Consider the following 25,860-nt stretch of genomic DNA (forward strand, 5'->3'; position numbering starts at 1 on the left):
TATTTTCGCCGACCGAAAATACGCGCCGGAGAGGGCGCAAGCGAGGCGGTCGTCGGTATATGTGGGATAAGTGGACGTAACGCCTTCATAACAAAGTCCGACGCGTGTCTTATGCGAACGATGCGCATCATCGATCCGCACATGCACATGGTGTCCCGGTCGAGCGACGACTACGAGCGCGCTCGGCGGGCCGGAATCGAGTGCTGTATCGAACCGGCGTTCTGGAGCGGGACGGACAAGCAACACGCCGAGTCCTTTTTCGACTACTTCGAGCAGATTATCGACTTCGAGACGGAGCGCGCCGAGCGCGCCGCCGGGATGGACCACTACGTGACCATCGCGCTGGAACCCAAGGAGGCCAACTATCCCGAGATGGCCGAGCGCGTGATGGACGAGATTCCGGAGTATCTGGACCGCGAGAACGTGGTCGGGGTCGGCGAAATCGGCCTCGACCAAGGGACGGAGGAGGAAGAGTACGCCTTCCGCAGGCAACTCCGGATGGCCGAGGAGCGCGAACTCCCCGTCATCGTCCACACCCCCCACGAGAACAAGCCAGAGGGCACCGAGCGACTGGTCGAGATGATTCAGGACGAGGACGTGACCGAGGAGCGAATCGTCATCGACCACAACACCGAGAACACGGTCGAGACCTCCTTGCAGACCGACTGCTGGGTCGGGTTCACGCTCTACCCCGGCAAAATCGAGGACGAGAAGGCCATCGACCTGCTGGAGGAACACGGCACCGACAAGATGATTCTAAACAGCGCGGCCGACTGGGACCCCTCGGACCCGCTCGCGGTGCCCAAGGCCCGCGACAAGATGCTCGACAGGGGATGGGACCGCGAGGAGGTCCGGAAGGTCGTCTTCGAGAACCCCTACGAGTTTTTCGACCAGTCGCCGAACTTCGACTACGAGCCCTGAGACCGATGGATTTCGGATTCTCCGCGAACGCGTTTCAGGAGTACGGACCGGTAGAGACGGTCGAAGTGCTGGCCGACATCGGATACGACGGCGTGGAACTGCTGTTCGGCGGGTCCCACCTCCACCCAGACGACACCGACGAGGCCGACGTCGCCGCGGTCCGAGACGCGCTGGACGACACCGGCCTCGAAGTCAGCAACTGCAACGCGTTCATGGTGACGGCCGAGGATTTCCAGCACCCGTCCTACATCGAGGAGAACGCCGAGTACCGTCAACAACGCGTCGATTACACCCGGAAGGCGCTCGAACTGGCCGACGACTTCGACGCGGACCACGTCTCCATCCAACCCGGCGGGCCGATTCCCGAGGGGCAGTCCCGCGAGTGGGGAATGGAAACGTTCGCACAGAGCCTGAACGAGGTGATTCCGACCGCCGAGCGATTGGGAGTGGACGTTTTGGTCGAGCCGGAACCCGACCTGCTCGTCGAGACGACCGACCAGTTCCTCGACTTTGTGGAGATGGTCGATTCGGAAGCTGTCGGCTGTAATTTCGACGCCGGACACCTGTTCTGCGTCGGCGAGGACCCCGCAACAGCGGTCGAAACCCTCGGACCCTATACCCCTCACTACCACGTCGAGGACATCCCCGAGGACCGGTCGCACGAACACACCCAACTCGGGGATGGCGCGATGGACATCGACGGCTTCCTCGAAGCGGTGGACGACTCGGGCTACGAGGGGTTCGTCACGGTCGAACTCTACCCGTATCAGGAGACCGCCGAGGAGACCGCCCGCGAGTCCTACGCCTACCTCGAAGACCACGGGTGGGTGTGAGTGGGTGTCGTGTCGGCCCTTCGCTCCGACTCTCGAAGCGTCAGAACCACCGCGTCGGCCTACGCCGAACTCGTCCGACTGGCGAACCTGTTCACCGCGCCGCCGGACGTGATTCTGGGCGCGGCGCTCGCAAGCGCCGCCGAGGTCGGAGTCGGGGCCGACGCCCCGGTTTCGCTCCGAGCGACCGCCGGACTCGCTGTCGGGTCGATGTTGCTCTACGCCGGGGGTACGACGCTCAACGACTACTTCGACGCGCCGAAAGACGCCGAGGAGCGCCCCGAGCGCCCGATTCCCTCGGGGCGTGTTTCGCGCTCGTCGGCGCTCCGGTTCGGCCTCGGTTTGCTCGGGGTCGGGGTAGTTGTCTCGGGCGCGGCGGCAGGTCTCTGGGGTGCGCTCGTCGCGGGGTCGCTCGCAGGGACCATCCTGCTCTACGACGGGGTGCTGAAGGGCGGGTCCGCCGGATTTCTGGCGATGGGGTCCGCCCGGGGCCTCAACGTCCTCCTCGGGACGACTGCGGCGGTCGAAATCTCGCCGGTCGGCCTTCCGGCGTGGGCGCTCGCAGTTCCGGTCGTGATTGCGGGCTACGTCGCCGCCGTGACGTACATGGCCGCCGAGGAGGCCTCCGGCGCGGAACGCCGGGCGATTGCGGTCGCCGGGGTGGGGGTCGGCGTGGCTTTCGCGGCAGTACTGGTCCTCCTCTGGACGACTGCATCGGCCTCGCCGCTGGTCGGGACGGCGCTGGCTGGCGGCTTTTTGGCGTGGACGGGCCGGGTGCTCGCTGGGGCGTATCGGAACCCCGCGCCCGAGGTCGTCGGACCCGCGGTGGGCACCTGCGTCCTCGCGCTGGTGGTCCTCGACGCGGCGTTCGCCTCGGTCGCGGGCCTCAGATGGGCGTTCGCCGCGGTGGCGTTCCTCCTGCCAGCAATCGGTCTGTCACGGGCGTTCGACGTGTCGTGAGGGCGTTAGGAAATCGTGAGTTCGGTCGGAGCTATAACTTCAATAGGAATATCCGGCTTTACTCGGCGAATCGCAAATTCAGTTAGGAAACCGACTATTTCCTGCGGATAGACCGAGGCTAATCGCCGGTCGAGGACTGAAACTGTCGGTTAGGTAGTGCAAACGGTGTTACCAGACTATATAGAGAAGGATTGTCGGAAGTCCCGAATGTCGAGAGATACCGAAGACAAATCGTCACGACGAACGTTTCTGAAAGCAACCGCGGCGACCGGCACGGTGGTCGCCGTCGGCGGCGTCGCCGTCAGCGGCGTAACAGGACAGGAGAGACAGGAGTACCGATTCGGCGGCGAAGTCGCCGGATGGCAGGGCAGAGCGCCGTCCCAAGTCGAGGGTCAGACCAACCCGACCCTCCAACTCAAGGACGGACAGGAGTACGCGTTTACGTGGGAGAATATCGACGGGCTTCCGCACAACGTCGCCCTCCTCAACCGCGAGGGCGAGGTCATCGAGCGCACCGAAATCATCTCCGAGCAGGGCGCGACACAGACGCTCCAGTTCACGGCCAGCACGAACATGGCCGAGTACGTCTGCGAGGTCCACCCGGCGTCGATGCGCGGGAACATCCAGTTCGAGGGACAGACGACCACGGCGGGCGAGGAGGAAGTCGAGCGGTTCATGCCCCGCGGCGCGGGCATCGGCGTCGAGCGGATAGCCGACGGGTTCGTTTCGCCGGTCGGTCTCGAAACCGCACCGGGAGAGAGCGACCGCAGGTTCATCCTCGACCAAGTTGGCCAACTGTACGTCCACGGCCCCGACGGCCTGCAAGACGAACCGTTCCTCGACCTCGGCGATAAGACCGTGGACGTGGGCGGTCGTGAGGGAAGCGACTTCGACGAGCGCGGACTCCTCGGAGTGGCCTTCCATCCGAACTTCCAAGAGAACGGTCGGTTCTTCGTTCGGTACAGCGCGCCGCTCACGGAACCGCCGTTCGTGAGTAGCGCCGACTGGAGCAACGTGGAGGACCTCCAAGAGTACGACCACATGGAGGTGCTGTCGGAGTTCCAGGCCAGCGACGACCTGAGCAGCGCCGACCCCGAATCCGAGACGCGACTGCTGGAGATGCCCTCGCCCCAGTTCAACCACAACGCGGGTGCCGTCGAGTTCGGACCGGACGGGTACCTCTACATCCCGACCGGCGACGGCGGGGACGCCGACGACACCGGACTCGGCCACGTCGAGGACTGGTACGACGGGAACGAGGGCGGTAACGGACAGGACGTGACGCAGAATCTGATGGGCGGCGTCCTCCGCATCGACGTGGACAACGAGGGCGACGACCTGCCCTACGCCATCCCGGACGACAACCCGTTCGCGGAAGGTGGCGAGTTCGCGGAGTACGACGGACTACCGGAACACTTCGCGTGGGGCCTCCGCAACCCGTGGCGGGCCTCGTTCAACGACGGCGAACTGTTCTCCGCCTCGAACGGACAGAACCTGTTCGAGCAGGTGGACATCATCCAGAGCGGCGGCAACTACGGCTGGAACCTCCAGGAGGGGACCCGCTGCTTCAGCACCGAGAACCCCAACGACCCGCCAGAGGAGTGCCCGACCGGAACACCTGACAACGTGCGGGGCGGCGAGGAGTTCATCGACCCCATCATCGAGTACCCCCACACCTACGAAGGCCGGGGCGTCGGCGTCTCGATCATCGGCGGGTACGTGTACAACAACGACGCTATCTCCGGAATTCAGGGCAAGTACGTCTTCGGCGACTACAGTCGGACGGGTGCCGACCCGGCGGGTCGCATCTTCGCCGCGACGCCTCCGGAGGGCGAGGGAATGGGGACCGAGACCGGCCAGACGACGACTGAGGGCGGCCAGACCACGACGGCCGACGGCGGCCAGACGACCACCGCGCAGGGCGGCGACGACCAGCTCTGGGACCTCGAAGAACTCCAGGTAGCCGGAGCCCCGAACGGCAAGCTCAACAAGTTCATCCTCTCGTTCGGCCGGGATAACGAGGGTCAACTCTACGTCCTCGCCAACGACACGGGTGTCATCACCGGCGAGACCGGCGAGGTCTTCCGAATCGTCCCGGCAGGCGAGGGCGAGGAAGTGACCACGCCTCAGATGGAGACGACCACGACGATGGCCGACGGTGAAACCACCACGATGGCAGAAGGTGAGGCCACGACCGAAGGCGGTGGCGAGACGACGACGACGGGCAACTGAGCGACGATGGACGACTGACCGCCCACCGACCGACGGCGGAGGAAGCGGCCGGGCGGCGGCGCGTCGCCGCCCGGCCGCAGCGTTCGTCGTGACGGAGCGAAAGCCGTATTTTTAATTCTTTAGAAATCATAGTTATTTCTTAAAGACAATAGAATATTTCTCTATCGAGGGAAGTGCCTGACTTTCCGCGTGCGCCGACAGGTCGACCAACCGCCAGCGAACGCTCGGCTGAGCGACCACAGTAGGGTGGATGAAGTGGCCGCCCGCTGGCGGGGGCTTCAAGAAACCGTCTTCGTAGTCTTTCCGGGGTTGTCGTTGTCCCAATCGTCTGGTTGCCGACTCCACTATTGACATCCTCCCCGCCCTGAAGGGCGAGGATTCCCACGGCACCGCACCGCTGGATTGGGATGGTTACGGTTTGTAGCCGCCACGTTGGACAGCTACTGGCTGTGCCAATCAGCCGTTACTCCTATCCCGGCATGGGATTCAGAGATACTTTCGCTTACCACACCCTGATTCCTGAGACAGAAGAGGGTGTCTTCTGCGTGGAATCGGGGAATTCCCGATATTGTCCGATTAGGAGAGGCGGGCAGGCCGCCTCGGTTGAATAGTATTATGGTGACTGATTACTTAAAACATCCGTTCGGCACGTCGAGTGTGGTTTGTGGATGACTTGTCGGCTTCATCCCCGTCCTGAACGACCGGGCTTTCTCCTTGCACTTCCGTAATGACCTTCGAGACTCTACCCAGTAGGGACAACACGTAACTACCCGCCCGTCGTCCACGCTCTATGACCGAACTGGCTTTCTCGACCAACGCCTACACCGAGTACGAACTCCCGGAAGCAATCCGGCGCGTCGCCGACCACGGCTACGCCGGGGTGGAACTCCTCGGCGACGAACCGCACGCCTACTTCCCCGAGTTCGGCGACCAGGACCGGCAAGCCGTCGAGCAAGCTCTCGACGAGACCGGCCTCGAAGTCTCGAACGTCAACGCCAACACCGCGATGGGCTACTACGACGACGCGCCGCCCTCCGCCTTCTTCGACCCCAGTATCATCACCGACGACGACGAGGACCGGGCGTGGCGCGTCGAGTACACCGAGCGCGCGATCGACCTCGCCGAGGCCGTCGGGTCGCCCGCGGTCTGCCTCGCCACCGGGCGACCGCTTCCCGGCAACCCGCCCGAGGAGGCCCGCGAGTACCTCCGGGAGTCGCTCGCCGAGATTCTGGACTACGCCGAAGAGCGGGGCGTCGAGGTCGGCATCGAGTTCGAACCCGAACTGCTCGTGGAGTGTACCGACGAAGTGCTCGATCTCATCGAGGACGTGGGCAGGGACTCGCTTGGCATCAACCTTGACGTGGGCCACGCCGCGGTCTACGGCGAGGACCTGACCGACACCATCCACCGGAGCGCGGGCCACATCACGGGCGTCCACCTCGAAGACATCGTCGGCGGGCGCAGAGGCAAGCACTACCACCGCGTGCCCGGCGAGGGCGACATCGACTTCGCGGCCGTCTTCGACGCGCTGGACGACGTCGGCTACGACGGGTTCGCCACGCTCGAACTCTACACCTACCCCGACGAACCCGACCGCGTCGCACGAGAGGCCTACGAGGAGCTGGCGGGGTACTGCTAAACGGGACCGATTAGCAAGGCATTTCCGCGAGACGCCGACCGAATCCGACACTCGGCATCTCATCGGCCGTAATCCGGATTGTAGGCGTCTCTACGGGGCGTTACGCCGTGGACGGTCGTGTCGATTTATGTACGCTTCGTCCTCAGAGCCGCCCGCAGTATGAGAGAACAACTCACAAACAGGATGGGACGGACGGCGGCGCTCGGTGTCGCCGTGCTGGTGATGCTGAGTTTCGTCGGGGCAGGAATCGCAACAGTAGGAGCAACGTCTGGGCAGGACGACGGGACGGCGCAGGTCCGCGTGGCCCACCTCTCGCCGGACGCGCCCGCGGTGGACGTGCTGGTAGACGGGAGCGCGGCGCTCGAAGGCGTCGAGTTCGGAACCGTCAGCGACTATCTCGACCTCTCGGCGGGCGAACACACGGTGACGATTCAGACCTCCGAGAACGAGACGGTCGTCTTCGAGGGTAACGTCACGGTCGAGGCCGACACGATGTACACCGTCGCGGCCGTCGGCGAGGTCACCGAGGACACCTTCGCGCCCGAAATCTACGTGGACGACTTCGAGACGCCCGGAGACGAGAACGCCTCGGTCCGGCTGATTCACGCCTCGCCCGACGCGCCCGCGGTGGACGTGACCGTCGAGTCCTCGGGTGCAGTGCTGTACGACAACGTCTCGTTCCCGAACGCGACCGACTACGCCTCGGTCCCGGCGGGCGACTACACGCTCGAAATCCGGCCCGCGACCGAAGACAACGACGGTGAGGTCGTGACCACGGTCGACGTCTCGCTGGAGGGCGGCACGGTCTACTCCGCCATCGCGGCCGGGTACCTCTCGCCCGACGAGGCACCCGCCGACACGCCCTTCGAGGTCATCCTCGCCACCGACTCCGGCGAGGAGATGATGACGGCCACGGAGACGGCCAACGAGACCACCACGGAATCGGACCACTGAAAGCGACCGAACCACCGAAAGCGAACCGAACGGACGGAGACGGGGACGCGCAGTCTCCCGTCAACTTTTCCAGCGTAAGCCAGATTTCGCGGGAATCCGAGTCGGCCTAACCGGATAATCGCGGGGTTGACCCGCTCCATTCCCGATTACGCGCTTGGACAGTCGCGTCTGTTTATGACGAATCGAGGCGCAAACGGTTGTGGAGTATGACAGCAACCACTTCGACGCTGAAACGAACAGTCGCAGTCGGTCTCGCGCTCCTCCTCGTCGCCAGTCTCGGCGTCGGCTCGGTGGCCTCGACCACGCAGGACGCAGAGGGCGAACCCGCCGAAGTTCGCGTCGCGCACATGTCGCCCGACGCCCCCGAGGTAGACGTGTTGGTGGACAACGAGACGGTGTACCAAGCCGTCGGGTTCAGCGACGTGACCGAGTTCGTGGAACTCGAATCGGGCGACCATCAGGTCAGTATCGTCACCGCCGACAACGAGACCGAGGTCTACAGCGCCCAAATCTCGGTCCGAGCCAACGAGAGCTACACCCTGATGGCCTCCGGCGAGGTCTCGGAGAACGCGACCCGGAGCTTCGGCGTGCAGGCCTACCGGACCGACCCGGCGGTTCCGAGCGAGAACGAGTCGGCGGTCCGGCTCATCCACGCCTCGCCTGACGCGCCCGCGGTGGACGTGACCCTCCGCCAGTCGGGCGACGTGGTCGCCGACAACGTCTCGTTCGGTAACGCCACCGACTACGTGACCCTCCCGGAGGGCGTCTACACCTTCGAGGTCCGTCCCGCGACCGCCGACAACGACGGCACCGTGATTGCGACCTTCAACGAGAGTCTGATGGGCGGCACCGCCTACTCGACCTTCGCGGCCGGATACGCCGACCCCGACGAGGCACCGGCCAACGAGTCGCTCAGTCTGTTCGTCGCCATCGACCGGACCGAAAACCCCGAGATACCCGGTGTGACCGTCGCTAACGAGACGACTGCGGCCAACGAGACGACGACCGAGGCGTAGGCTGCCGACCTACCCGCCGTTTTTCTCGATTTTCTCGGCGACCGCGGCCAACTGCTCGCGGCGCTGTTCCCGGGCGGCGTCTCTGAGCGCCTGCTGGTTCTCGGTCGGGCAGTCGAGGTCCGGCACGGGCGTCGGCGTGCCGTCCTCGTCCAGTGCGACGAAGGTGAAGAAGGAGGTGGTGGTCTCGCGCTCCTCGCCCTCGCGGGGGTCTTCGGCGCGAACGTCCACCTTCACGTCGATGCTGGTCTCGCCCGTGTCGAAGACGAACGCCTCCACGATGGCGACCTCGCCGCGGTCGATCGGCGAGATGAAATCCACGTGGTCCATCGAGGCCGTGACGCACTGGTGGTTGGAGAACCGCATCGCGGCGATGGCCCCGCAGATGTCCATCCAGTGGAGGACCGCGCCCCCGAGCGCCCGGCCGAGGTTGTTGGTGTCGTTCGGGAGGAGCAACTCGGTCATCTCGGTGTACGAATCCATCAGCGTCGCGCTGTCGGACATTATTTTGTGTCTCGCGCGCGAGGATTTGGTAGTTTCGCCTTCCGGGGAGTGGCGTCTCCCACCTTTCGCCTTCCGGAGGAGCCTCTTCTTCCGGACCTCTCAGACCGATGGTAAATATCCTGGCACCGACAACGGTAAAAAGGGACGGCGTGTAAGGCGAACGATGAGCGATTCAGCCGAGTTGGACGCCGGAGACGGCGACGGGAGCGTCCGGGTCGTCGGGACGGCCCACGTCTCCGCCGACAGCGTCGAGGAGGTCCGCGAGACCATCGACGCCGAGCGCCCCGACGTGGTCGCGGTCGAACTCGACGAGGGCCGGTATCGTCAGATGCAGGGCGAGGTGGCCCAAGACCTCGAACCATCCGACCTCTTGCAGGGCAACACCGTCTTCCAGTTCATCGCCTACTGGATGCTGTCGTACGTTCAGGCCCGGATGGGCGACCGATTCGACATCGAACCCGGCGCGGACATGGAGGCGGCCATCGACGCCGCCGAGACCGTCGGGAGCGAAGTCGCGCTGGTGGACCGAGACATCCAGACGACGATTCAGCGCTTCTGGGCCCGGATGTCCATCTTCGAGAAGTTGCGGATGGTCTGGGAACTCTGTCTGGCGATGGTCGGCATCGGCGACCCCGGAGAGGACGAGGAGTTCGACATCGAGGAACTGACCGACGGCGACGTGGTCTCGGCGATGATGGAAGAGTTCCGCCAGTTCTCGCCCGGCGGAGCCGAAGCCCTCATCGACGAGCGCGACGCCTTCATCGCCCACAACCTCGTCCAACTCCGGGACGCGGGCCACGACGTCGTCGCAATCGTCGGCGCGGGCCACCGCGCGGGCATCGAGGAGTACCTCGAACGACCCGAGACCCTCCCGCCGATGGAGAGTCTCACCGGAACGGAGTCGGGAGGTCGATTCTCCCTGTTCAAACTCTTCGGCTACGTGATGGCGCTGGGCTTCCTCTCGTTCTTCTTCCTGCTGTTCATGGCTGGGGTCCGGAACACCCTCCTGCTGAAGGTGTTCGCGGCGTGGTTCCTGTTCAACGGCGTCTTCGCGTTCGGACTGGCGAAGCTGGCTGGCGCGCGCTGGACCTCGGCGGGCGTCGGCGGCGCAGTCGCGTGGCTGACGAGCGTCAACCCTCTCCTCGCGCCGGGGTGGTTCGCGGGCTACGTCGAACTGAAATACACCTCGGTCAACGTCGGCGACATCGCCACACTCAACGAGATTCTCTCCGACGACGAGAGTCCGCTCAAGGACATCTTGGGCCGGATGCTCGACGTGCCGCTGTTCCGACTCATCGCCATCGTGGCGATGACCAACGTCGGGAGCATGATAGCGAGTCTGGCCTTCCCGTTCGTCGTCTTGCCCCTACTGGGGTCCCAAATCGGCGGCGTGGACCAGATTACGAACCTGATGATACAGGGCGCGCAGAACAGCGCAGACCTCATCGTACAGACGCTAACATGACCGACCAAATCCTGCTATGAGCGCGAATATCAGATTTAGCGGGCGCGAACTGCGGGACTTGGCGGTCGCGTGGATTGCCCTCGGCGTCGCGTTCGCCATCCTGCTCGGCGGCGGCCAGCGAATCATCTCGCGGCCCGAGTTCCTCGTGACGATTCTGCCGATGACGATGGTGACGGCCGGACTCGGCTTCCTGCTCCACGAACTCGCCCACAAGGTGACGGCCATCAAGTTCGGGCAAGTCGCGGAGTTCCGCGCGGACTACAACATGCTGTTCCTCGCGGTGATGGGCGCGCTGGCGGGCTTCCTGTTCGCGGCACCGGGCGCGGTCTACCACCGCGGGCACGCCACGCCCCGCGAGAACGGTCTCATCGCGCTGGCCGGACCGCTGACCAACGTCGCGCTCGGGGTCATCTTCCTCCCGGTGGCCTTCCTCGACATTCCGGGTCTCGTCGGGACCATCGCCAACTTCGGCCTCTACATCAACTTCCTGCTGGCGGGGTTCAACATGATTCCGTTCGGCCCGCTCGACGGCAACACCGTCAAAAAGTGGTCGATTCCGGCGTTCCTCGCCTTCGGCCTCCCATGCTTCGGGCTGGCGGCGTGGGCGCTGTTCGGCTTCTCGCTGTAACTCCCTACGCCTCGCCGCCCGCTTTCAGGACGACTTTCTCGTCGGTGACCTCCTCGACCGCGGTCTCCTGAAACGTGTAGCCCTCGTCCTCGTCGCTCTCCCAGTCGAGGTAGGACTTGATTGCATCGTAGTCCTCCTCGGGTTCGAGGTGGGCGACGCCCTGGTCTACCTTCGCAACCTCGCCGAGGAGTTCCCCGTCGGCCGAGACGACGCGCTTTCCCTCGTCGGACTCGGTGAGTGGGTCGGTCACGAATCTGTTCGCAACCTGCCGGGACAAGAAGGCTGTGGGCGCGAAGTGAGAGGACGCGCGACTGACCAGACCACCAGCAGAAGCCCGGCCAATCAACTGAGGGGTGGGATGAAGGGGCCGCCCGGTCGCGGGCTGCAGGCCCGCGACCGGGCGAGGGCTTCAAGAAGACAACATCACTCCGGTATTCTCCTTACCGGTCGTCTTCTCCGAACACTTCCCAAGCCGAACCACCCGTCTTCCCGAACGCAAACGGTGGAACTTTACTCACAGCGAACCCCCACTCCGATATGACCGACAAAGAGGAACTCACCTACGCGGACGCAGGGGTGGACATCGAGGCCAGCGAGGCCGCGACCGCCGCGCTGGTCGGCGCGGTCGGCGACATCGACGAGAGCGAGTACGCGGGCCTGCTCGACATCGGCGACCGCTACCTCGCGCTGGCGACCGACGGGGTAGGCACGAAACTGCTCGTGGCCGAGGCGCTCGGCGACTACTCCACCGTGGGCATCGACTGCATCGCCATGAACGCCAACGACCTCGTGGCGTCGGGCGTCGAGCCGGTCGCGTTCGTGGACTACCTCGCGGTAGACGAACCCAGCGAGGAGTTCTCCGAGCAGGTCGGCGACGGACTCGCCGCGGGCGCAGACGAGGCCAACATCGCGCTCGTCGGCGGCGAGACGGCAGTCATGCCCGAGGTCATCAAGGGCTTGGACCTCGCGGGGGCCTGCGTCGGCCTCGCGCCGAAGGACGCCGTCTTCCCCGGCGAGGCAGAGGTCGGCGACGCGCTGGTCGGGTTCCCCTCCAGCGGGATTCACTCCAACGGCCTCACCCTCGCGCGGGAGGCCGCGACCCGCAACCACGACTACTCGGACCCCTTCCCGCTCGACGCGGAGGCCGAGACCCTCGCGGACGACGGAAATCCCTCTGTCGGCGAGGTCCTGCTGGAACCGACGCGCATCTACACCTACCTGCTGGAGGACCTCCGCGAGCGCGAGGTCCACGCCGCGGCCCACGTCACGGGCGGCGGATGGACCAACCTCTCGCGGATGGGCGACCATCGGTACGAGATTTCCGACCCCTTCGACGCCCAACCGGTCTTCGAGTTCGTCCAGTCGGAGGGCAACGTGAGCGACGAGGAGATGCACCGGACGTTCAACATGGGCACCGGGTTCGTGGTGGCGCTCCCAGAGGACGACGCCGAGTCGCTCGCCGACGAGACCGACGGGCGCGTCATCGGCGAGGTCACGGAGGGCGATTCGGTGGCGATTCGCGGACTGGAACTCGACTGAGTCGCGGTCGGTTTTCGAGCGGTCGTGGTCAGGTTTCGCGGAGTCGAAGTCGATTTTCGGGATTCGGTCGGCACGCCATCGGTTCGTCCCGTCCTCGGATATAAACTCTCGGGCGAGTCGTCGCTCTGTTCTCGAGGGTGTTTTACGACCTCTCAGACGCATCTTTATTTTCTAAATATAGTATAATATTGCTCTAAGACGTATATTTATGTCTTTCACGTATCCGGCGCGTGCGGGCGCGGCGCTCTCGCGCCGCGCCTCGCGCGCGAGGGAGTCGGCCGCCCCGGCGGCCGACGAGGTTGGGGAGGACGAGGCGCGGTCGCGGGGCGGGCGGAGCGGGCGGAGCAGGCGGAGCGGGCGGAGCGGGCGGAGCGGGCGGAGCGGGCGGAGCGGGCGGAGCAGGCGGAGCGGGCGGAGCGGGCGGAGCGGGCGGAGCGGGCGGAGACGCCGCTGTTCACGCCTGAATCTCTATTGCTCGCCTTCGTCGGTCGAGTTGTCAGAGTCTCTCGTCTCGCCTCCACTCGACCCAAACCTAGAACGCCGCGAGACTCGACTGCAACTCGCGCTCGGACTCCTCCTCGTGAATCTCGTAGCCAACCAAGTCTCGCAGGTCCACGGCGTAAGTCGTCCCGCCGCGCTCGACCACCAGCACGCGGCCCTGCACGCCCCGAACCTCGCCGGAGGCCAGCGTCTCCGGAACCGGCGCGGCGTCCAAGTCGAGGTCGTAGTCGAAGTCGAACGTCTCGATTGGGTCGAACTCCGCCAGCGTCGATTCCCACGCCGAGGAGTCCACGTCTCGGTGGAGGCCCGAAATCTTCGCAGGCACGCGCACGCGGTCGACAAACTCCTCGGCCAGTTGGGATTCGATTTCGCGGGCAACGCGGCCGTTCTCGACGGTTCGGAGGTGGGCCGCGCGGTCCGCGCCCTGCTCGCGCAGGCGGGTCCGGAGTCGCCACTCGCGGGTCACGCCGACTTTGAACGTCGCGGGCGCGAACGCCGCCAGATAGATGGCGTGGTCGTCGTGGCAGTCCATCTCGTCCTTGAGGCAGGTGCCGGTACACCGGGCGCAGACCCACGTGCTGGTGTGCTGGTCGCAGTAGGGCGCGGCCTCGCGCTCGCAGTCGTAGTGGGTCGTGCCGTCGAGGACTCCCGCGCACCGCCGCTCGCCGAGCGAGTAGCCGAGGCTCCCGCCCGGTTCCAGCGGCTCGCGGCGCACCTCCTCGTCGGCGACGAACAGCGCGGGTCGCCGGTCGTCGCCTTCCGTCGCGTACCCGACGATTTGCACGCCGTCGGCTACGGGTCGGGTTCCTAAAGGCGTGCCGTTCGGCGCGTCGGGACGACGGAAATCGCAATCCGGGGAACTCACAAACCCCGGGGAACTAAACGAGAGTTTTTAATCTAAAATTTAGATTTGGAAATCGAAATTGAATACTAAAGAACCTAAGAAAAAAATTTATTGTGTGTGGCGATTATTTGCATGTTGTATGCCACGTAACAACAAGGATGTTTCGAGGCGTAACGTTCTGAAAGGCGTCGGTGCATCGGTCGCAACCGCGGCAGGAAGCGGACTCGCGGCAGCAGAGCCCGGCGACGAGGTAGAGGTCAACGTCGGGTTCTCCTCGACGCGCGGCCGGAACGCGGCGGTGGACAAGGCGAGCGAGGTCGTCCGCGAGTTCAACTCGCTCGACATCGTGACCGCGAAGATGCCCGCGAAGGCGGCTAAAGGACTGGAGAACAACCCGAACGTGCGCTACGTCGAGGAGAACGGCGAGATGCACGCGCTCGCTCAGACGCTCCCGTGGGGCGTCGACCGCGTGGACGCGGAGGTCGCCCACGCCAACGGCGAGACGGGCGCTGGCGCGGACATCGCCATCATCGACACGGGTATCGACGACGACCACCCGGACCTGCAGGCCAACCTCGGCGAGGGCAAGGCCTTCGTCTCCTGTGGCAACGGTGGCTACTTCGGCGGCTGTTCGTTCTCCGGTAACAGCAACTCCTGTAACGTCTCGTGGTCCGACGACAACGACCACGGTACTCACTGTGCGGGTATCGCCGACGGAGTGAACAACAGCGAGGGCGTCGTGGGCGTCTCCACGGAAGCCACGCTCCACGCCGTCAAGGTGTTGGACTGTGCCGGTAGCGGTTCGATGTCCGACATCGCGGCAGGCATCGAGTACGTCGCCAATCAGGGCTGGGACGTCGCCTCGATGAGCCTCGGTGGTTCCAGTTCCTCGGCGCTCAAGGACGCAGTTCAGTACGCTAGCGACAAGGGCGTCTTCCTCGTCGCCGCGGCCGGGAACGACGGTTCCTGTACGGACTGTGTCGGCTACCCCGCCGCCTACTCGGAGGTCATGGCGGTCTCCTCGACCGACTCCAGTGACAACCTCTCGGACTTCTCCTCGCAGGGTCCCGAGGTCGAAATCGCCGCGCCCGGTACCGACATCTACTCGACGGTCCCGAGCGGCTACGACACCTTCTCGGGTACCTCGATGGCGTGCCCGCACGTCGCGGGTGCCGCCGGTCAGCTGATGGCCAACGGCAACACGGCCAGCGAGACTCGCAGTCAGCTCAAGTCCACGGCCGAGGACATCGGTCTGGGAAGCAACGAGTCCGGTTCGGGTCTGCTCGACGCCGCCGCGGCGCTCGGCCTCGACTCCAGCGACAGCACGTAAACCCCGGTTCGCTGGCTCCGGACCATCTTTTTCGCGCCGGTCGGTTTTCCTACCGGTCGATTTTTCGCGCTGATTGATTTTCGCCCCAGTCGATTTTCCGCGGTCGCGTCTTCTCGGCGATACACCGGACTTCAGATGTATTTCATCTCCGCTACGCAATTTAAATAACTAGTAGGAAATTTATTAATTTATAACCGCATTTATTGCTATGTCATGTTCGATAATGACAACGGTGTGCCGCGGAGGAAAGTTCTCAAGATGGCCGGTGCGTCCGTCGCAACCGCAGCGGGAAGCGGTCTGGCGGCGGCCAAACCCGACGACACGGTCGAGGTCAACGTCGGGTTCGCTTCGGAGAGAGGTCGTCAGGCCGCCCTCGAGAAGGCGACCGAGGTGGTCCGCGAGTTCGACTCGCTGGACATCGTGACCGCCAAGATGCCCAAGCGGGCCGCGACCGCCCTCGAACAGAATCCCAACGTTCGCTACGTCGAGGAGAACGGGACGATGGAAGCGCTCGCTCAGACACTCCCGTGGGGTATCGACCGCGTGGACGCGGAGGTCGCCCACGCCAACGGCGAGACGGGGAAGGGTGCCGACGTCGCCATCATCGACACGGGTATCGACTCCGACCATCCTGACCTGAAGAAGGTCGGCAAGGGCAAGGCCTTCGTGGAGTGCGGGACCGGCGGCCTCACCGGCAGTTGCACGTTCTACGGCAACGGCAACAAGTGTCGCAAGTCGTGGGACGACGACAACGACCACGGCACCCACTGCGCGGGCATCGCGGACGCGACTGACAACAACAAAGGCGTCGTGGGCGTCTCGACGAAAGCGACCCTCCACGCCGTGAAGGTGCTGGACTGCTCGGGGAGTGGCTCGTACTCCGACATCGCGGCGGGCATCGAGTACGTCGCCAATCAGGGCTGGGACGTCGGTTCGATGAGCCTCGGCGGCGACTCCGGGTCGTCGGCGCTCAAGGACGCAGTTCAGTACGCCCAGAACAACGGCGTCCTGCTGGTCGGCGCGGCCGGGAACGCCGGTCCCTGCACCGACTGTGTCAAGTACCCCGCGAAGTACCCCGAGGTCATGGCGGTCAGTTCGACCAACCAGGACGACAACCTCTCGGACTTCTCCTCGCAGGGTCCGGAAATCGAGATTGCCGCGCCCGGCTCGGACATCTACTCGACGGTCCCCGGCGGCTACGACACCTTCTCGGGCACCTCGATGGCGTGCCCGCACGTCTCGGGCGCTGGCGTCGGCCTGATGTCGAACGGCTACACCAACGACGAGGCCCGCCAGCAGTTGAAGCAGACCGCCGAGGACATCGGCCTCTCGGAGAACGAATCGGGGTCGGGCCTGCTGGACGTGGCCGCGGCCTACGGTCTCGACTCCAGCGACGACACCTAACGCCCACCGAGCGTAATTTCGTCGCTGGCGGTCTTCGAACGCCTTCTTTTCTGATACGTTGCCACTCGAGTTCGCGGACGATATGAGGGTTATCCTCTGACTTCCGAGGTAAGTTAAGAAGTACTTTAGTTGAAAAAATAAAGTCTTTCTCGGAAAACGATAAATTCTATGAGGGTGAATGCGCGTTCAACACTTAATTTCGAGACTTGAATAGAAAAACTTATTAACAACACTTGTCTTTGTTTCACATGCCATGTTAGGTAACGACAATGGTGTTTCGCGTCGTAACGTTCTCAAGATGGCCGGTGCATCGGTCGCAACGGCTTCCGCAAGCGGTCTCGCAGCAGCCAAGTCCGGCGACACGGTCGAAGTCAACGTCGGCTTCAAGTCCGAGAGCGGCCGTCAGAAGGCCCTCAGCGCGGCCGACGAGGTCGTCCGCGACTTCAACTCGCTCGACATCGTGACCATCCGCGCGGCCAAGAAGGCCGTCACCGCGCTGGACAACAACCCGAACGTGCGCTACGTCGAGGAGAACGGCACGATGGAAGCGCTCGCCGAGACCCTCCCGTGGGGTCAGGACCGCGTCGATTCGGACGTGCTCCACGCCAACGGCGAACTCGGCGCGGGTGCCGACGTCGCCATCCTCGACACCGGTATCGACTCCGACCACCCCGACCTGACCGACAAGCTCGGCAAGGGCAAGGCCTTCACCACCTGTGACACGTCCGGTGGTTGTCGCTTCGGCGCGCAGAAGGCCGACAACACGTGTTACGAGTCGTGGGACGACGACAACAACCACGGCACCCACTGTGCCGGTATCGCGGCTGGCGACGACAACAGTCAGGGTGTCATCGGTGCCGCGCCTGACGTGACCCTCCACGCCGTCAAGGTTCTCGACGGCTGTGGCAGCGGTTCGTTCTCGGACATCGCGGCCGGTATCGAGTACACCGCCGACCAAGGCTGGGACGTCGCTTCGATGTCGCTCGGTGGCGACTCGGGCTCCTCGGCGATGAAGGACGCGGTTCAGTACGCCAGCGACAAGGGCGTCTTCCTCGTCGCCGCAGCCGGGAACGACGGTCCCTGTACGGACTGTGTCGGCTACCCCGCCGCCTACAGCGAGGTCATGGCCGTCTCCTCGACCGCGAGCGACGACACCCTCTCGGACTTCTCCAGCACCGGTCCGGAAGTCGAAATCGCCGCGCCCGGTACCGACATCTACTCGTCGGTCGCCAACGGCGGCTACGACACCTACTCGGGTACTTCGATGGCGACCCCGCACGTCGCGGGTGTCGCGGGCCAGCTCGCTTCCAACGGCACGACCGGCAGCAGCATCCGCTCGACGCTGAAGAACTCCGCCGAGAGCATCGGCCTCGGCAGCAACGAGTCCGGCTCGGGTCTGCTCGACGCCGCCGCGGCGCTCGGCTACGACTCCAGCGACGACACGTAAGCTGTCTCTCCCGACCATCCCCGCCTCAGCGTCATTACCTGACGACATCTTTTGGCGGTGCCGATAACTGAGTCGGGACTTTTCGCTTCGCGTTCTATCGAGAGTACTGGCGAGTACCCCGATTAGCGACGACTACCGACGGGAGCGCCGGTCTCGCGTCGAGCGTCGGTCTCTCCTCGGCCGACACAGCCGTTTCGAACCAATAAACTAACGCCCCCTACAAGTTAGTTTCTTTATCTTAATAGGGGTATAAACTGTGAGCTATGTACTATTTTAATTAGAGAAGAGAAAGTATTTTATAGACGTGGGTTAGAGTGACAAGCGCGATGTTAGGTAATGACAATGGGATGTCGAGGCGTAACGTATTGAAGGCGGCTGGCGCATCGATTGCGACGGCCTCCGCGAGCGGTCTCGCGGCAGCCAAGTCCGGTGACGTGGTCGAAGTCAACGTCGGGTTCTCCTCCGAGCGCGGTCGCAAGGCCGCCGTCTCGAAGGCTTCGGACGTCGTCCGCGAGTTCGACTCGCTGGACATCGTGACCGCCCAGATGCCCAAGCAGGCGGCCACGGCGCTCGAAAACAACCCGAACGTGCGCTACGTCGAACAGAACGGCGAGATGCACGCGCTCGCCGAGACCCTTCCGTGGGGGCAGAACCGCGTCGATTCGGACGTGCTCCACGCCAACGGCGAACTCGGCGCGGGTGCCGACGTCGCCATCCTCGACACGGGCATCGACTCCGACCACCCCGACCTGACCGACAAGCTCGGCAAGGGCAAGGCCTTCACCACCTGTGACACCAAGGGCGGCTGTCGCTTCGGCGCGCAGAAGGCCGACAACACGTGTTACGAGTCGTGGGACGACGACAACAACCACGGTACCCACTGCGCCGGTATCGCGGCTGGCGACGACAACAGTCAGGGCGTCATCGGTGCCGCGCCCGACGTGACTCTCCACGCCGTCAAGGTTCTCGACGGCTGTGGCAGCGGTTCGTTCTCCGACATTGCGGCCGGTATCGAGTACACCGCAGACCAGGGCTGGGACGTCGCGTCGATGTCCCTCGGTGGTAGCTCGGGCTCCTCGGCCCTCAAGGACGCAGTTCAGTACGCTAGCGACAAGGGCGTCTTCCTCGTCGCCGCAGCCGGGAACGACGGTCCCTGTACGGACTGTGTCGGCTACCCCGCCGCCTACAGCGAGGTCATGGCCGTCTCCTCGACCGCGAGCGACGACACCCTCTCGGACTTCTCCAGCACCGGTCCGGAAGTCGAAATCGCCGCGCCCGGTACCGACATCTACTCGTCGGTCGCCAACGGCGGCTACGACACCTACTCGGGCACCTCGATGGCGACGCCCCACGTGGCTGGCGTCGCGGGTCAGCTCGCCTCGAACGGTACGACCGGCAGCAGCATCCGCACGCAGCTGAAGGACACGGCCGAGAGCATCGGCCTCGGCAGCAACGAGTCCGGCTCGGGTCTGCTCGACGCCGCCGCGGCGCTCGGCTACGACTCCTCCGACGACACGTAAATCGCCGACACTCCGAACGGCTCTTTTCTTTCGCGGTCGCGCGGTGAGACGCTCGTCGCGCTCGTTTTCCGTCGATAGCTGTCGGCCCCGACGGACCGCCCCGACCCGCCCACGGCGGTGGCTGTCGCGCGACCGCGCACGCCGGACCCACTCCTCGTCATCACTCCCGCTCCTCGTCACTCGTCATCAAATACGGACCCTATTCGGCCGCTATCGAGCCAAGACACCTACAGCAATCTTAAAACATTGTTTCTATGTTTCTCTATTATATATAGACACGTTTAATAATTTTGTAGCCACTCGATACGCGAAAACGAGAGTACGCGGCGCGTTATTGTTGGTTTTCTAACTTCAGAGGAGCGTCGGCCCGCGACCGCGGACCGACGCGCCATCCGCGCCGAACCCCAAACAAGAGTGCTAGGCCCTCTACTGCCAAAGAACCCGCCAGCACCCCCGTTCTAAATATAATATTTCTAATATCATAACCTAGAATAAAACTTTATTGCCGTCTGGTTATATTAATTACATGCAATGCTCGAAGAAAGCAGCGGCGTATCCCGACGTAACGTCCTCCGAACTGCTGGTGGTTCGCTCGCCGCGATGAGCGTCACCGGTCTCGCTGCGGCCAAGCCCGACGACACCGTCGAGGTCAACGTCGGCTTCAAGTCCGACAAGGGCCGCCAGAAGGCTCTCGACGCCGCGAGCGACGTGGTCCGAGAGTTCGACTCCATCGACGTCGTCACCATTCAGGCCCCCAAGAAGGCCGTCTCGGGTCTCGACAACAACCCGAACATCCGCTACGTCGAGGAGAACGGCCAGATGCACGCCCTCGCCGAGACCCTCCCGTGGGGCGTCGACCGCGTGGACGCCGACGTCGCCACCGCCAACGGCGAAACCGGCTACGGCGGCGACGTGGCCATCATCGACACGGGTATCGACTCCGACCACCCCGACCTGCAGGACTACCTCGGCGCTGGCCACGCCGAAGTCAGCTGTAACTCCTGGTACGGCGAGTGTTACTACGACTGGGACGACGACAACGGCCACGGTACCCACTGTGCCGGGATTGCGGCCGCCAACAACAACAGTCAGGGCGTCGTCGGCGTCGGTCCCGACCTGACCCTCCACGCCGTCAAGGTCCTCGACTACAACGGTAGCGGTTCCTACTCCGACATCGCCGCGGGTGTCGAGTGGGTCGCCAACCAGGGCTACGACGTCGGTTCGATGAGTCTCGGCGGTAGCTCCGGTTCCTCGACGCTCTACGACGCCATCCAGTACGCGTACGATAGCGGCGTCACGCTGGTCGCCGCCGCGGGCAACTCCGGTCCCTGTACGGACTGTGTCGGCTACCCCGCCGCCTACAGCGAGGTCATGGCCGTCTCCTCGACTGACGAGTACGACAACCTCTCGGACTTCTCCTCGACTGGTCCGGAAGTCGAAATCGCCGCGCCCGGTACCGACATCTACTCGACGTACCCCGACGAGACGTACGACACGCTCTCGGGCACGTCGATGGCCTGTCCGCACGTCTCGGGTGCCGCGGGCATCCTCCGCGCTCAGGGCTACGCCCACGGCGACGCCCGCGCCCGTCTGAAGAACACCGCCGAGTACATCGGTCTCGGCGACAACGAGTCCGGTTCGGGCCTCCTCGACGTCGCGGCCGCGGTCGGTCTCGACTCCAGCGACGACACGTAATCGACGGTCCCGATTCCGGGTCGTCACCCAGCATCGACTCGCCTCGACACCCTTTTTATCGCGTCTCGCGCGAGTAGCGGAGCGTCTCCCGGAACATTTATTTCAATTTTACTAGCTACGAAATTATTTTATTGCCGGAGCGACCTCTAGAAACTGATGTTCCCCGACGAAACCATCACACGACGAAGCGTGCTGAAGACGACCGGCGGTTCGCTCCTCGCGGTCGGCGCGGGCGGGTTCGCCTCGGCCGACCCCGACGACGTGGTACGCGCGAACGTCGGCTTCGAATCGGAGGCGGGCCGAACCGCGGCCCTCGACGCGGCCGACGACGTCGTCCGCGAGTTCGCCTTCGACGCGATGACGGTTCGCGCACCCAAAAGGGCCGTCTCGGCGCTCGCGGACCGACCCGGCGTGCGCTACGTCGAGCGCGACGGGACCGCCCGAGCGCTCTCGACGACGTGGGCCTACGACCGCATCGACGCCGACGTGACGAACATCAACGGCTACACCGGAGACGGTGCCGACGTGGCGATTATCGACACCGGCCTCCCGTGTAACAACTCCTGTCTGCCCAACGTGGGCACCGGCAAAGCGTTCGTCTCCTGTTCCAGCGGTTGCTGCGCCTCGTGGGACGACGACAACGGCCACGGCACGAACGTCGCGGCCGCCATCGGTGCCAGCGAAAGCTGTGACTGCACCACCGGCATCGCGCCCGACGCGACCCTCCACGCCGTGAAGGTGCTGGACGACTACGGCTCGGGGTCGTACTCCGATGTGGCCGCTGGCATCGAGTACACCGCCGACCAAGGCTGGGATGTGGCCAACATCAGCCTCGGCGGCAGCTCCGGGTCCCAGACGCTGAAGGACGCCTGCACCTACGCCCAGAACAACGGCGTCCTGCTGGTCGGCGCGGCGGGCGGAAGCGGCCCCTGCACCGACTGCGTGGGCTACCCCGCGGCCTACTCGGAGGTCGTGGCCGTCTCCTCGACCAACTCCAACGACGAACTGTCGAGTTACTCCTCGACCGGCCCGGAAATCGAAATCGCCGCGCCCGGTTCCGACATCACCACGGTCGACCCCGACGGGAGTTGCATCACCATCTCGGGCACCTCGATGGCGACCGCACACGCCTCGGGCGTCGCCGCGCTGCTGATGGGCGAGGGCTACACCAACTCCGGCGCGCGCTCCCGGATGAAGAACACCGCCGAGAACATCGGCCTCAGCGACAACGAGTCGGGTGCCGGTCTGGTCGACGCCGCTGCCGCGATGGGGCTGGATTCGAGCGACGACTGAGGCCGGGAAAAGTTTTCAACCCCTCGTGCCGGAGGAAAAACTATGACACTCCAGAGTTCAGTCACCGCGTCGGTCCAGTCCGACCGCGTCGAGTTCGAGTACACCGTCGAGAACGTCGGCGACGACCCCGAGGAGCTGACCTTCCGAAGCGCCCTGAAGGCCGACTTCGCGGTCTTGGAGGGCGACGACGAAGTCTGGCGGGCCAGCGACGGCCAGATGTTCGCCCAGATGATACAGACCGAGAGCCTCGACGCGGGCGACAGCGAGACCTTCCCCGGCGCGTGGGAGAATCCCGAACCCGGCGATTACACCGTCGTCGCCACGCTGAACACTTCCGGCGACGACGCCGAGGCGCGGGCCGACTTCTCGGTGTAGGCCGTCTGCTTTTCGGAGACTCCCCGAGTCGCCCCCATTCCGAAACCCCCTAACCCGCCGACCACCCATCCACGGGCATGGAAGGCGAACCCGAGGTCGCGGTCCTCAGACTCGGCCACCGGCCGGGCCGCGACGAGCGCATGACGACCCACGTCGGCCTGACAGCGCGGGCGCTGGGAGCCGACCGCGCGATTCTGGCTGGCGACGCGAGCAAGTCTCAGGGCACCGTCGAGGACATCACCGACCGCTTCGGCGGCCCCTTCAGCGTCGAGTTGACCGACAGCCCGAAGGCGGTCCTCCGGAACTGGGACGGAAAAGTCGTCCACCTCACGATGTACGGCGAGCGCGTCCAAGACGTAGAGGGCGAGATTCGAGACGCCCACCGCGGCGCAGACGGCGACCGCGAAAACGGCGACCCCATCCTCGTCGTGGTCGGCTCGCAGAAGGTTTCCTTCGACGTGTACGAGGCCGCAGACTGGAACGTCGGCGTGACCAACCAACCCCACTCGGAGGTGGCCGGACTCGCGGTGTTCCTCGACCGCCTGTTCGAGGGCCGGGAGTTGGACCGCGAGTGGACCGACGCCGACCAAATCGTCGTCCCCGAGGAGACCGGCAAGACCGTCGTCCCGGCCGACGAGGAGTAGGAATCTCCGGCGGGACGGTCTCCAGATGTCGCCCGCGGTCGCCTTGAGATATGCTCTCATATCCGCGAAAATTCGTTTCCGCTATCGGGCGTGTCCACGACCCCGCTCGTCTCGACGCGCTCCGGACGGAGGTGACGCACTGATGTGGCAGGACGTGGTGTTCCTCCTCGGCAACGTGTTCTCGCTGGTGGTCCTCGTGCCGACGCTCCGGGACGAGATGGCGAACGTGCCGCTGGGGACCGCGCTCCCCTCGGCGCTCATCGGCGTGGTCTACGGGACGGCGTTCGCCACGCTCGGGATGACGCTCTCGGCAGTGAGGGCGGTGCTAACCGGTCTGATGTGGAGTCTCATCGCCTCCCTCCGGTCGCCGAATCCGCTTCGGAGCGACGACGAGGTCAGCGAGTCGGACGTTCGACCCTCACCGCGGTCGGGCCGGTCGCCCGCCGTCTCGGACGACTGAATCTCCTCGTCAAAGTTCGAGACATCTATCGACGGGTTTGAAATGTATTTCTGATTGTTTAGAATATGTTTTTATTTCTTTAGAGGGACAGCGCATGGACAGGGTAACTGACGAACTGCGTCGAGTCGAAGTTGCGAAAAGCTAGCTAGTGCCGACTCCGAGGCGTTCCCGCACCGCAACCGCGACAGCGACCGCGGACCTCACACCTCCCCAACCTCGCGGCCGCGAAAGGCGGCCGCGTCCACCGGCAGCCAAACCGCGTCTGCCGAGCAGTCGTTCACTCCGTTCACGACAATCCCGCCAGCGCGCGCCGAACGCTGGAAACAATCGAACTTTCGGGGATGGCGAACCGAGACTACTGTCACCGCGAAACGAGTTCCCAAAACGACCTCTCCGATGGTTTTAAACGGTCGAACGCCCCAGTACATCACAATGGCTTTTGAGGACTTGCTGGAGGACCCAGTAATTCAGAAATATCTTCACGAGTTGGTCGGTCCGAAGGGAATGCCCGTCGCCGCGGCCCCGCCGGACGGCGAGGTCACCGACGAGGAGTTAGCCGAGGAGTTGGATTTGGAACTCAACGACGTTCGGCGCGCGCTGTTCATCCTCTACGAGAACGACCTCGCCACGTACCGCCGCCTGCGTGACGAGGATTCGGGGTGGCTGACGTACCTCTGGACCTTCCAGTACGACAACATCCCGGACAATCTCGAAGAGGAGATGCACCGCCTGCTCGACGCGCTCGAACAGCGCAAGGAGTACGAACACCAACACGAGTTCTACCTGTGTGAGGTCTGTTCGATTCGCTTCGAGTTCGGCGAGGCGATGGACTTCGGCTTCGAGTGCCCCGAGTGCGGCTCGCCGCTCGAATCCATGGAGAACAGCCGACTCATCGACTCGATGGAGCGACGACTCGAAGACCTCCGCGAGGAACTCAACGTCGAGAAACTCGAAGAGGCCGAGGTATAGATGGTCGTACTCGCCACCAAGGTGTACGTCCAGGGCGAGGCCCGCGAGCGCTCGCTCGACGCGCTCCGGTCGCTCGTCGGCAACGAAATCGAGGACTTAGACGTGGAGTACACCGTGGGCGTGCGCCACGACGACTTCGCGGTCGTCACCATCGAGGGCGAAGACGAGGTGATCGCGCGCAACCTCCTCCGCGAGGAGTTCGGCGAGATTACCCCCGACTTCGAGGCGGGCGAGACCTACGTCGGCACCCTCGAAGGGTGGGACGACGAGGGCTTCCTCCTCGACGCTGGCGAGGAGATTCGCGTCCCCGCCAGCGAACTCGGACTCGGGCAGGGGACCCCGGTCCAAATCGTCGAGCGCTTCGGGTTAGTCCAGCACATGCCCCTCGAATTTGTCTACGGAGGGGAGGACCCCGAGACCGGCGAGGAACGCTCGACTCGCCTCGCCGACGCCGAGCGCGACCGCCTCTACGACTGGACTCGCGGCGCGGGCCGGGTCAACGTCAACAGCGCGACCCGCGGCGAGGTCCGAGCGACGGTCAACCGCGCCGGTCACGCCCGCGACATCGTGACGGTCGAGCGACTGGGCCTGCTGGAACAGAGTATCGTCTGCAAGGACGAGACCGACCCGCCGGGCCTGCTCGCGGCCATCGGCGACTACCTCCCGGCGGAGATTCGCTGCGTCATTCCCTGA

At 64.5% G+C, this 25,860-nt stretch carries 24 protein-coding genes; 21 read left to right on the forward strand and 3 right to left on the reverse strand.

The window, feature by feature from the left end:
* Positions 1 to 120: 120 nt before the first annotated feature.
* From EPL01_RS19875 to EPL01_RS19905, 7 genes are all read left to right on the forward strand, one after another.
* Complete coding sequence (locus EPL01_RS19875) at positions 121 to 921, forward strand: TatD family hydrolase (protein ID WP_135827026.1); 801 nt, start codon at positions 121 to 123, stop codon at positions 919 to 921.
* A 5-nt stretch (positions 922 to 926) separates the two neighbouring features.
* Entirely contained in the window at positions 927 to 1,754 is an 828-nt protein-coding gene (locus EPL01_RS19880; RefSeq protein ID WP_135827027.1) for a sugar phosphate isomerase/epimerase family protein, read from the forward strand.
* Between the two features lie 9 nt (positions 1,755 to 1,763).
* On the forward strand, positions 1,764 to 2,711 hold the full coding sequence (locus EPL01_RS19885) for a UbiA family prenyltransferase (RefSeq protein WP_210424203.1): 948 nt from the start codon (positions 1,764 to 1,766) through the stop codon (positions 2,709 to 2,711).
* 207 nt (positions 2,712 to 2,918) lie between these two features.
* On the forward strand, positions 2,919 to 4,943 hold the full coding sequence (locus EPL01_RS19890; protein WP_135827073.1) for a PQQ-dependent sugar dehydrogenase: 2,025 nt from the start codon (positions 2,919 to 2,921) through the stop codon (positions 4,941 to 4,943).
* 790 nt (positions 4,944 to 5,733) lie between these two features.
* A complete protein-coding gene (locus tag EPL01_RS19895) occupies positions 5,734 to 6,582 on the forward strand; it encodes a sugar phosphate isomerase/epimerase family protein (protein WP_135827029.1) in 849 nt (282 codons plus the stop codon).
* 159 nt (positions 6,583 to 6,741) lie between these two features.
* A complete protein-coding gene (locus EPL01_RS19900) occupies positions 6,742 to 7,536 on the forward strand; it encodes a DUF4397 domain-containing protein (RefSeq protein ID WP_135827030.1) in 795 nt (264 codons plus the stop codon).
* Positions 7,537 to 7,742: 206 nt separating this feature from the next.
* Complete coding sequence (locus EPL01_RS19905; protein ID WP_135827031.1) at positions 7,743 to 8,552, forward strand: DUF4397 domain-containing protein; 810 nt, start codon at positions 7,743 to 7,745, stop codon at positions 8,550 to 8,552.
* 9 nt (positions 8,553 to 8,561) lie between these two features.
* On the opposite strand, the gene EPL01_RS19910 is transcribed toward EPL01_RS19905, so the two are convergent.
* On the reverse strand, positions 8,562 to 9,053 hold the full coding sequence (locus tag EPL01_RS19910; protein ID WP_135827032.1) for an acyl-CoA thioesterase: 492 nt from the start codon (positions 9,051 to 9,053) through the stop codon (positions 8,562 to 8,564).
* A gap of 163 nt (positions 9,054 to 9,216) precedes the next feature.
* Here EPL01_RS19910 and EPL01_RS19915 point away from each other — a divergent pair, with 163 nt between their 5' ends.
* On the forward strand, positions 9,217 to 10,518 hold the full coding sequence (locus tag EPL01_RS19915; protein ID WP_135827033.1) for a TraB/GumN family protein: 1,302 nt from the start codon (positions 9,217 to 9,219) through the stop codon (positions 10,516 to 10,518).
* A 16-nt stretch (positions 10,519 to 10,534) separates the two neighbouring features.
* On the forward strand, positions 10,535 to 11,146 hold the full coding sequence (locus EPL01_RS19920) for a zinc metalloprotease (RefSeq protein WP_135827034.1): 612 nt from the start codon (positions 10,535 to 10,537) through the stop codon (positions 11,144 to 11,146).
* A gap of 4 nt (positions 11,147 to 11,150) precedes the next feature.
* Here the strand turns inward: EPL01_RS19920 and EPL01_RS19925 are convergent, their stop codons facing one another.
* On the reverse strand, positions 11,151 to 11,396 hold the full coding sequence (locus EPL01_RS19925; protein ID WP_135827035.1) for a PRC-barrel domain containing protein: 246 nt from the start codon (positions 11,394 to 11,396) through the stop codon (positions 11,151 to 11,153).
* A 287-nt stretch (positions 11,397 to 11,683) separates the two neighbouring features.
* Between EPL01_RS19925 and purM the strand changes: the two genes are divergently transcribed.
* On the forward strand, positions 11,684 to 12,685 hold the full coding sequence (gene purM / locus EPL01_RS19930; RefSeq protein ID WP_135827036.1) for a phosphoribosylformylglycinamidine cyclo-ligase: 1,002 nt from the start codon (positions 11,684 to 11,686) through the stop codon (positions 12,683 to 12,685).
* A 532-nt stretch (positions 12,686 to 13,217) separates the two neighbouring features.
* Here purM and EPL01_RS19935 read toward each other — a convergent pair.
* Positions 13,218 to 13,970 (reverse strand): DUF2797 domain-containing protein, encoded by a 753-nt coding sequence (locus EPL01_RS19935; RefSeq protein WP_135827037.1) that lies wholly within the window; start codon positions 13,968 to 13,970, stop codon positions 13,218 to 13,220.
* 199 nt (positions 13,971 to 14,169) lie between these two features.
* Between EPL01_RS19935 and EPL01_RS19940 the strand changes: the two genes are divergently transcribed.
* From EPL01_RS19940 to EPL01_RS19990, 11 genes are all read left to right on the forward strand, one after another.
* Complete coding sequence (locus EPL01_RS19940; protein ID WP_135827038.1) at positions 14,170 to 15,360, forward strand: S8 family peptidase; 1,191 nt, start codon at positions 14,170 to 14,172, stop codon at positions 15,358 to 15,360.
* A 258-nt stretch (positions 15,361 to 15,618) separates the two neighbouring features.
* Positions 15,619 to 16,764: a S8 family peptidase gene (locus EPL01_RS19945; RefSeq protein WP_246045779.1), complete on the forward strand. Its 1,146-nt coding sequence runs from the start codon at positions 15,619 to 15,621 to the stop codon at positions 16,762 to 16,764.
* Between the two features lie 298 nt (positions 16,765 to 17,062).
* On the forward strand, positions 17,063 to 18,211 hold the full coding sequence (locus EPL01_RS19950) for a S8 family peptidase (protein WP_246045788.1): 1,149 nt from the start codon (positions 17,063 to 17,065) through the stop codon (positions 18,209 to 18,211).
* A gap of 326 nt (positions 18,212 to 18,537) precedes the next feature.
* Positions 18,538 to 19,731, forward strand: coding sequence for a S8 family peptidase (locus tag EPL01_RS19955; RefSeq protein ID WP_135827041.1), 1,194 nt, complete (start codon positions 18,538 to 18,540; stop codon positions 19,729 to 19,731).
* A gap of 531 nt (positions 19,732 to 20,262) precedes the next feature.
* Positions 20,263 to 21,426 (forward strand): S8 family peptidase, encoded by a 1,164-nt coding sequence (locus tag EPL01_RS19960; protein ID WP_135827042.1) that lies wholly within the window; start codon positions 20,263 to 20,265, stop codon positions 21,424 to 21,426.
* 156 nt (positions 21,427 to 21,582) lie between these two features.
* The gene (locus EPL01_RS19965; protein WP_135827043.1) at positions 21,583 to 22,719 is read left to right on the forward strand and encodes a S8 family peptidase; all 1,137 of its coding nucleotides are present in this window, start codon (positions 21,583 to 21,585) and stop codon (positions 22,717 to 22,719) included.
* Positions 22,720 to 22,761: 42 nt separating this feature from the next.
* Complete coding sequence (locus EPL01_RS19970; protein ID WP_135827044.1) at positions 22,762 to 23,094, forward strand: BsuPI-related putative proteinase inhibitor; 333 nt, start codon at positions 22,762 to 22,764, stop codon at positions 23,092 to 23,094.
* 77 nt (positions 23,095 to 23,171) lie between these two features.
* On the forward strand, positions 23,172 to 23,738 hold the full coding sequence (locus EPL01_RS19975; protein WP_135827045.1) for a tRNA (cytidine(56)-2'-O)-methyltransferase: 567 nt from the start codon (positions 23,172 to 23,174) through the stop codon (positions 23,736 to 23,738).
* A gap of 142 nt (positions 23,739 to 23,880) precedes the next feature.
* A complete protein-coding gene (locus EPL01_RS19980; protein ID WP_135827046.1) occupies positions 23,881 to 24,198 on the forward strand; it encodes a hypothetical protein in 318 nt (105 codons plus the stop codon).
* Between the two features lie 432 nt (positions 24,199 to 24,630).
* Positions 24,631 to 25,167, forward strand: a complete 537-nt coding sequence (locus EPL01_RS19985; RefSeq protein WP_135827047.1) for a transcription factor — start codon at positions 24,631 to 24,633, stop codon at positions 25,165 to 25,167.
* Entirely contained in the window at positions 25,168 to 25,860 is a 693-nt protein-coding gene (locus EPL01_RS19990) for a DUF2110 family protein (protein ID WP_135827048.1), read from the forward strand.

This window comes from Halorussus ruber, from assembly GCF_004765785.1.
Classification (GTDB): Archaea; Halobacteriota; Halobacteria; order Halobacteriales; family Haladaptataceae; genus Halorussus; species Halorussus ruber.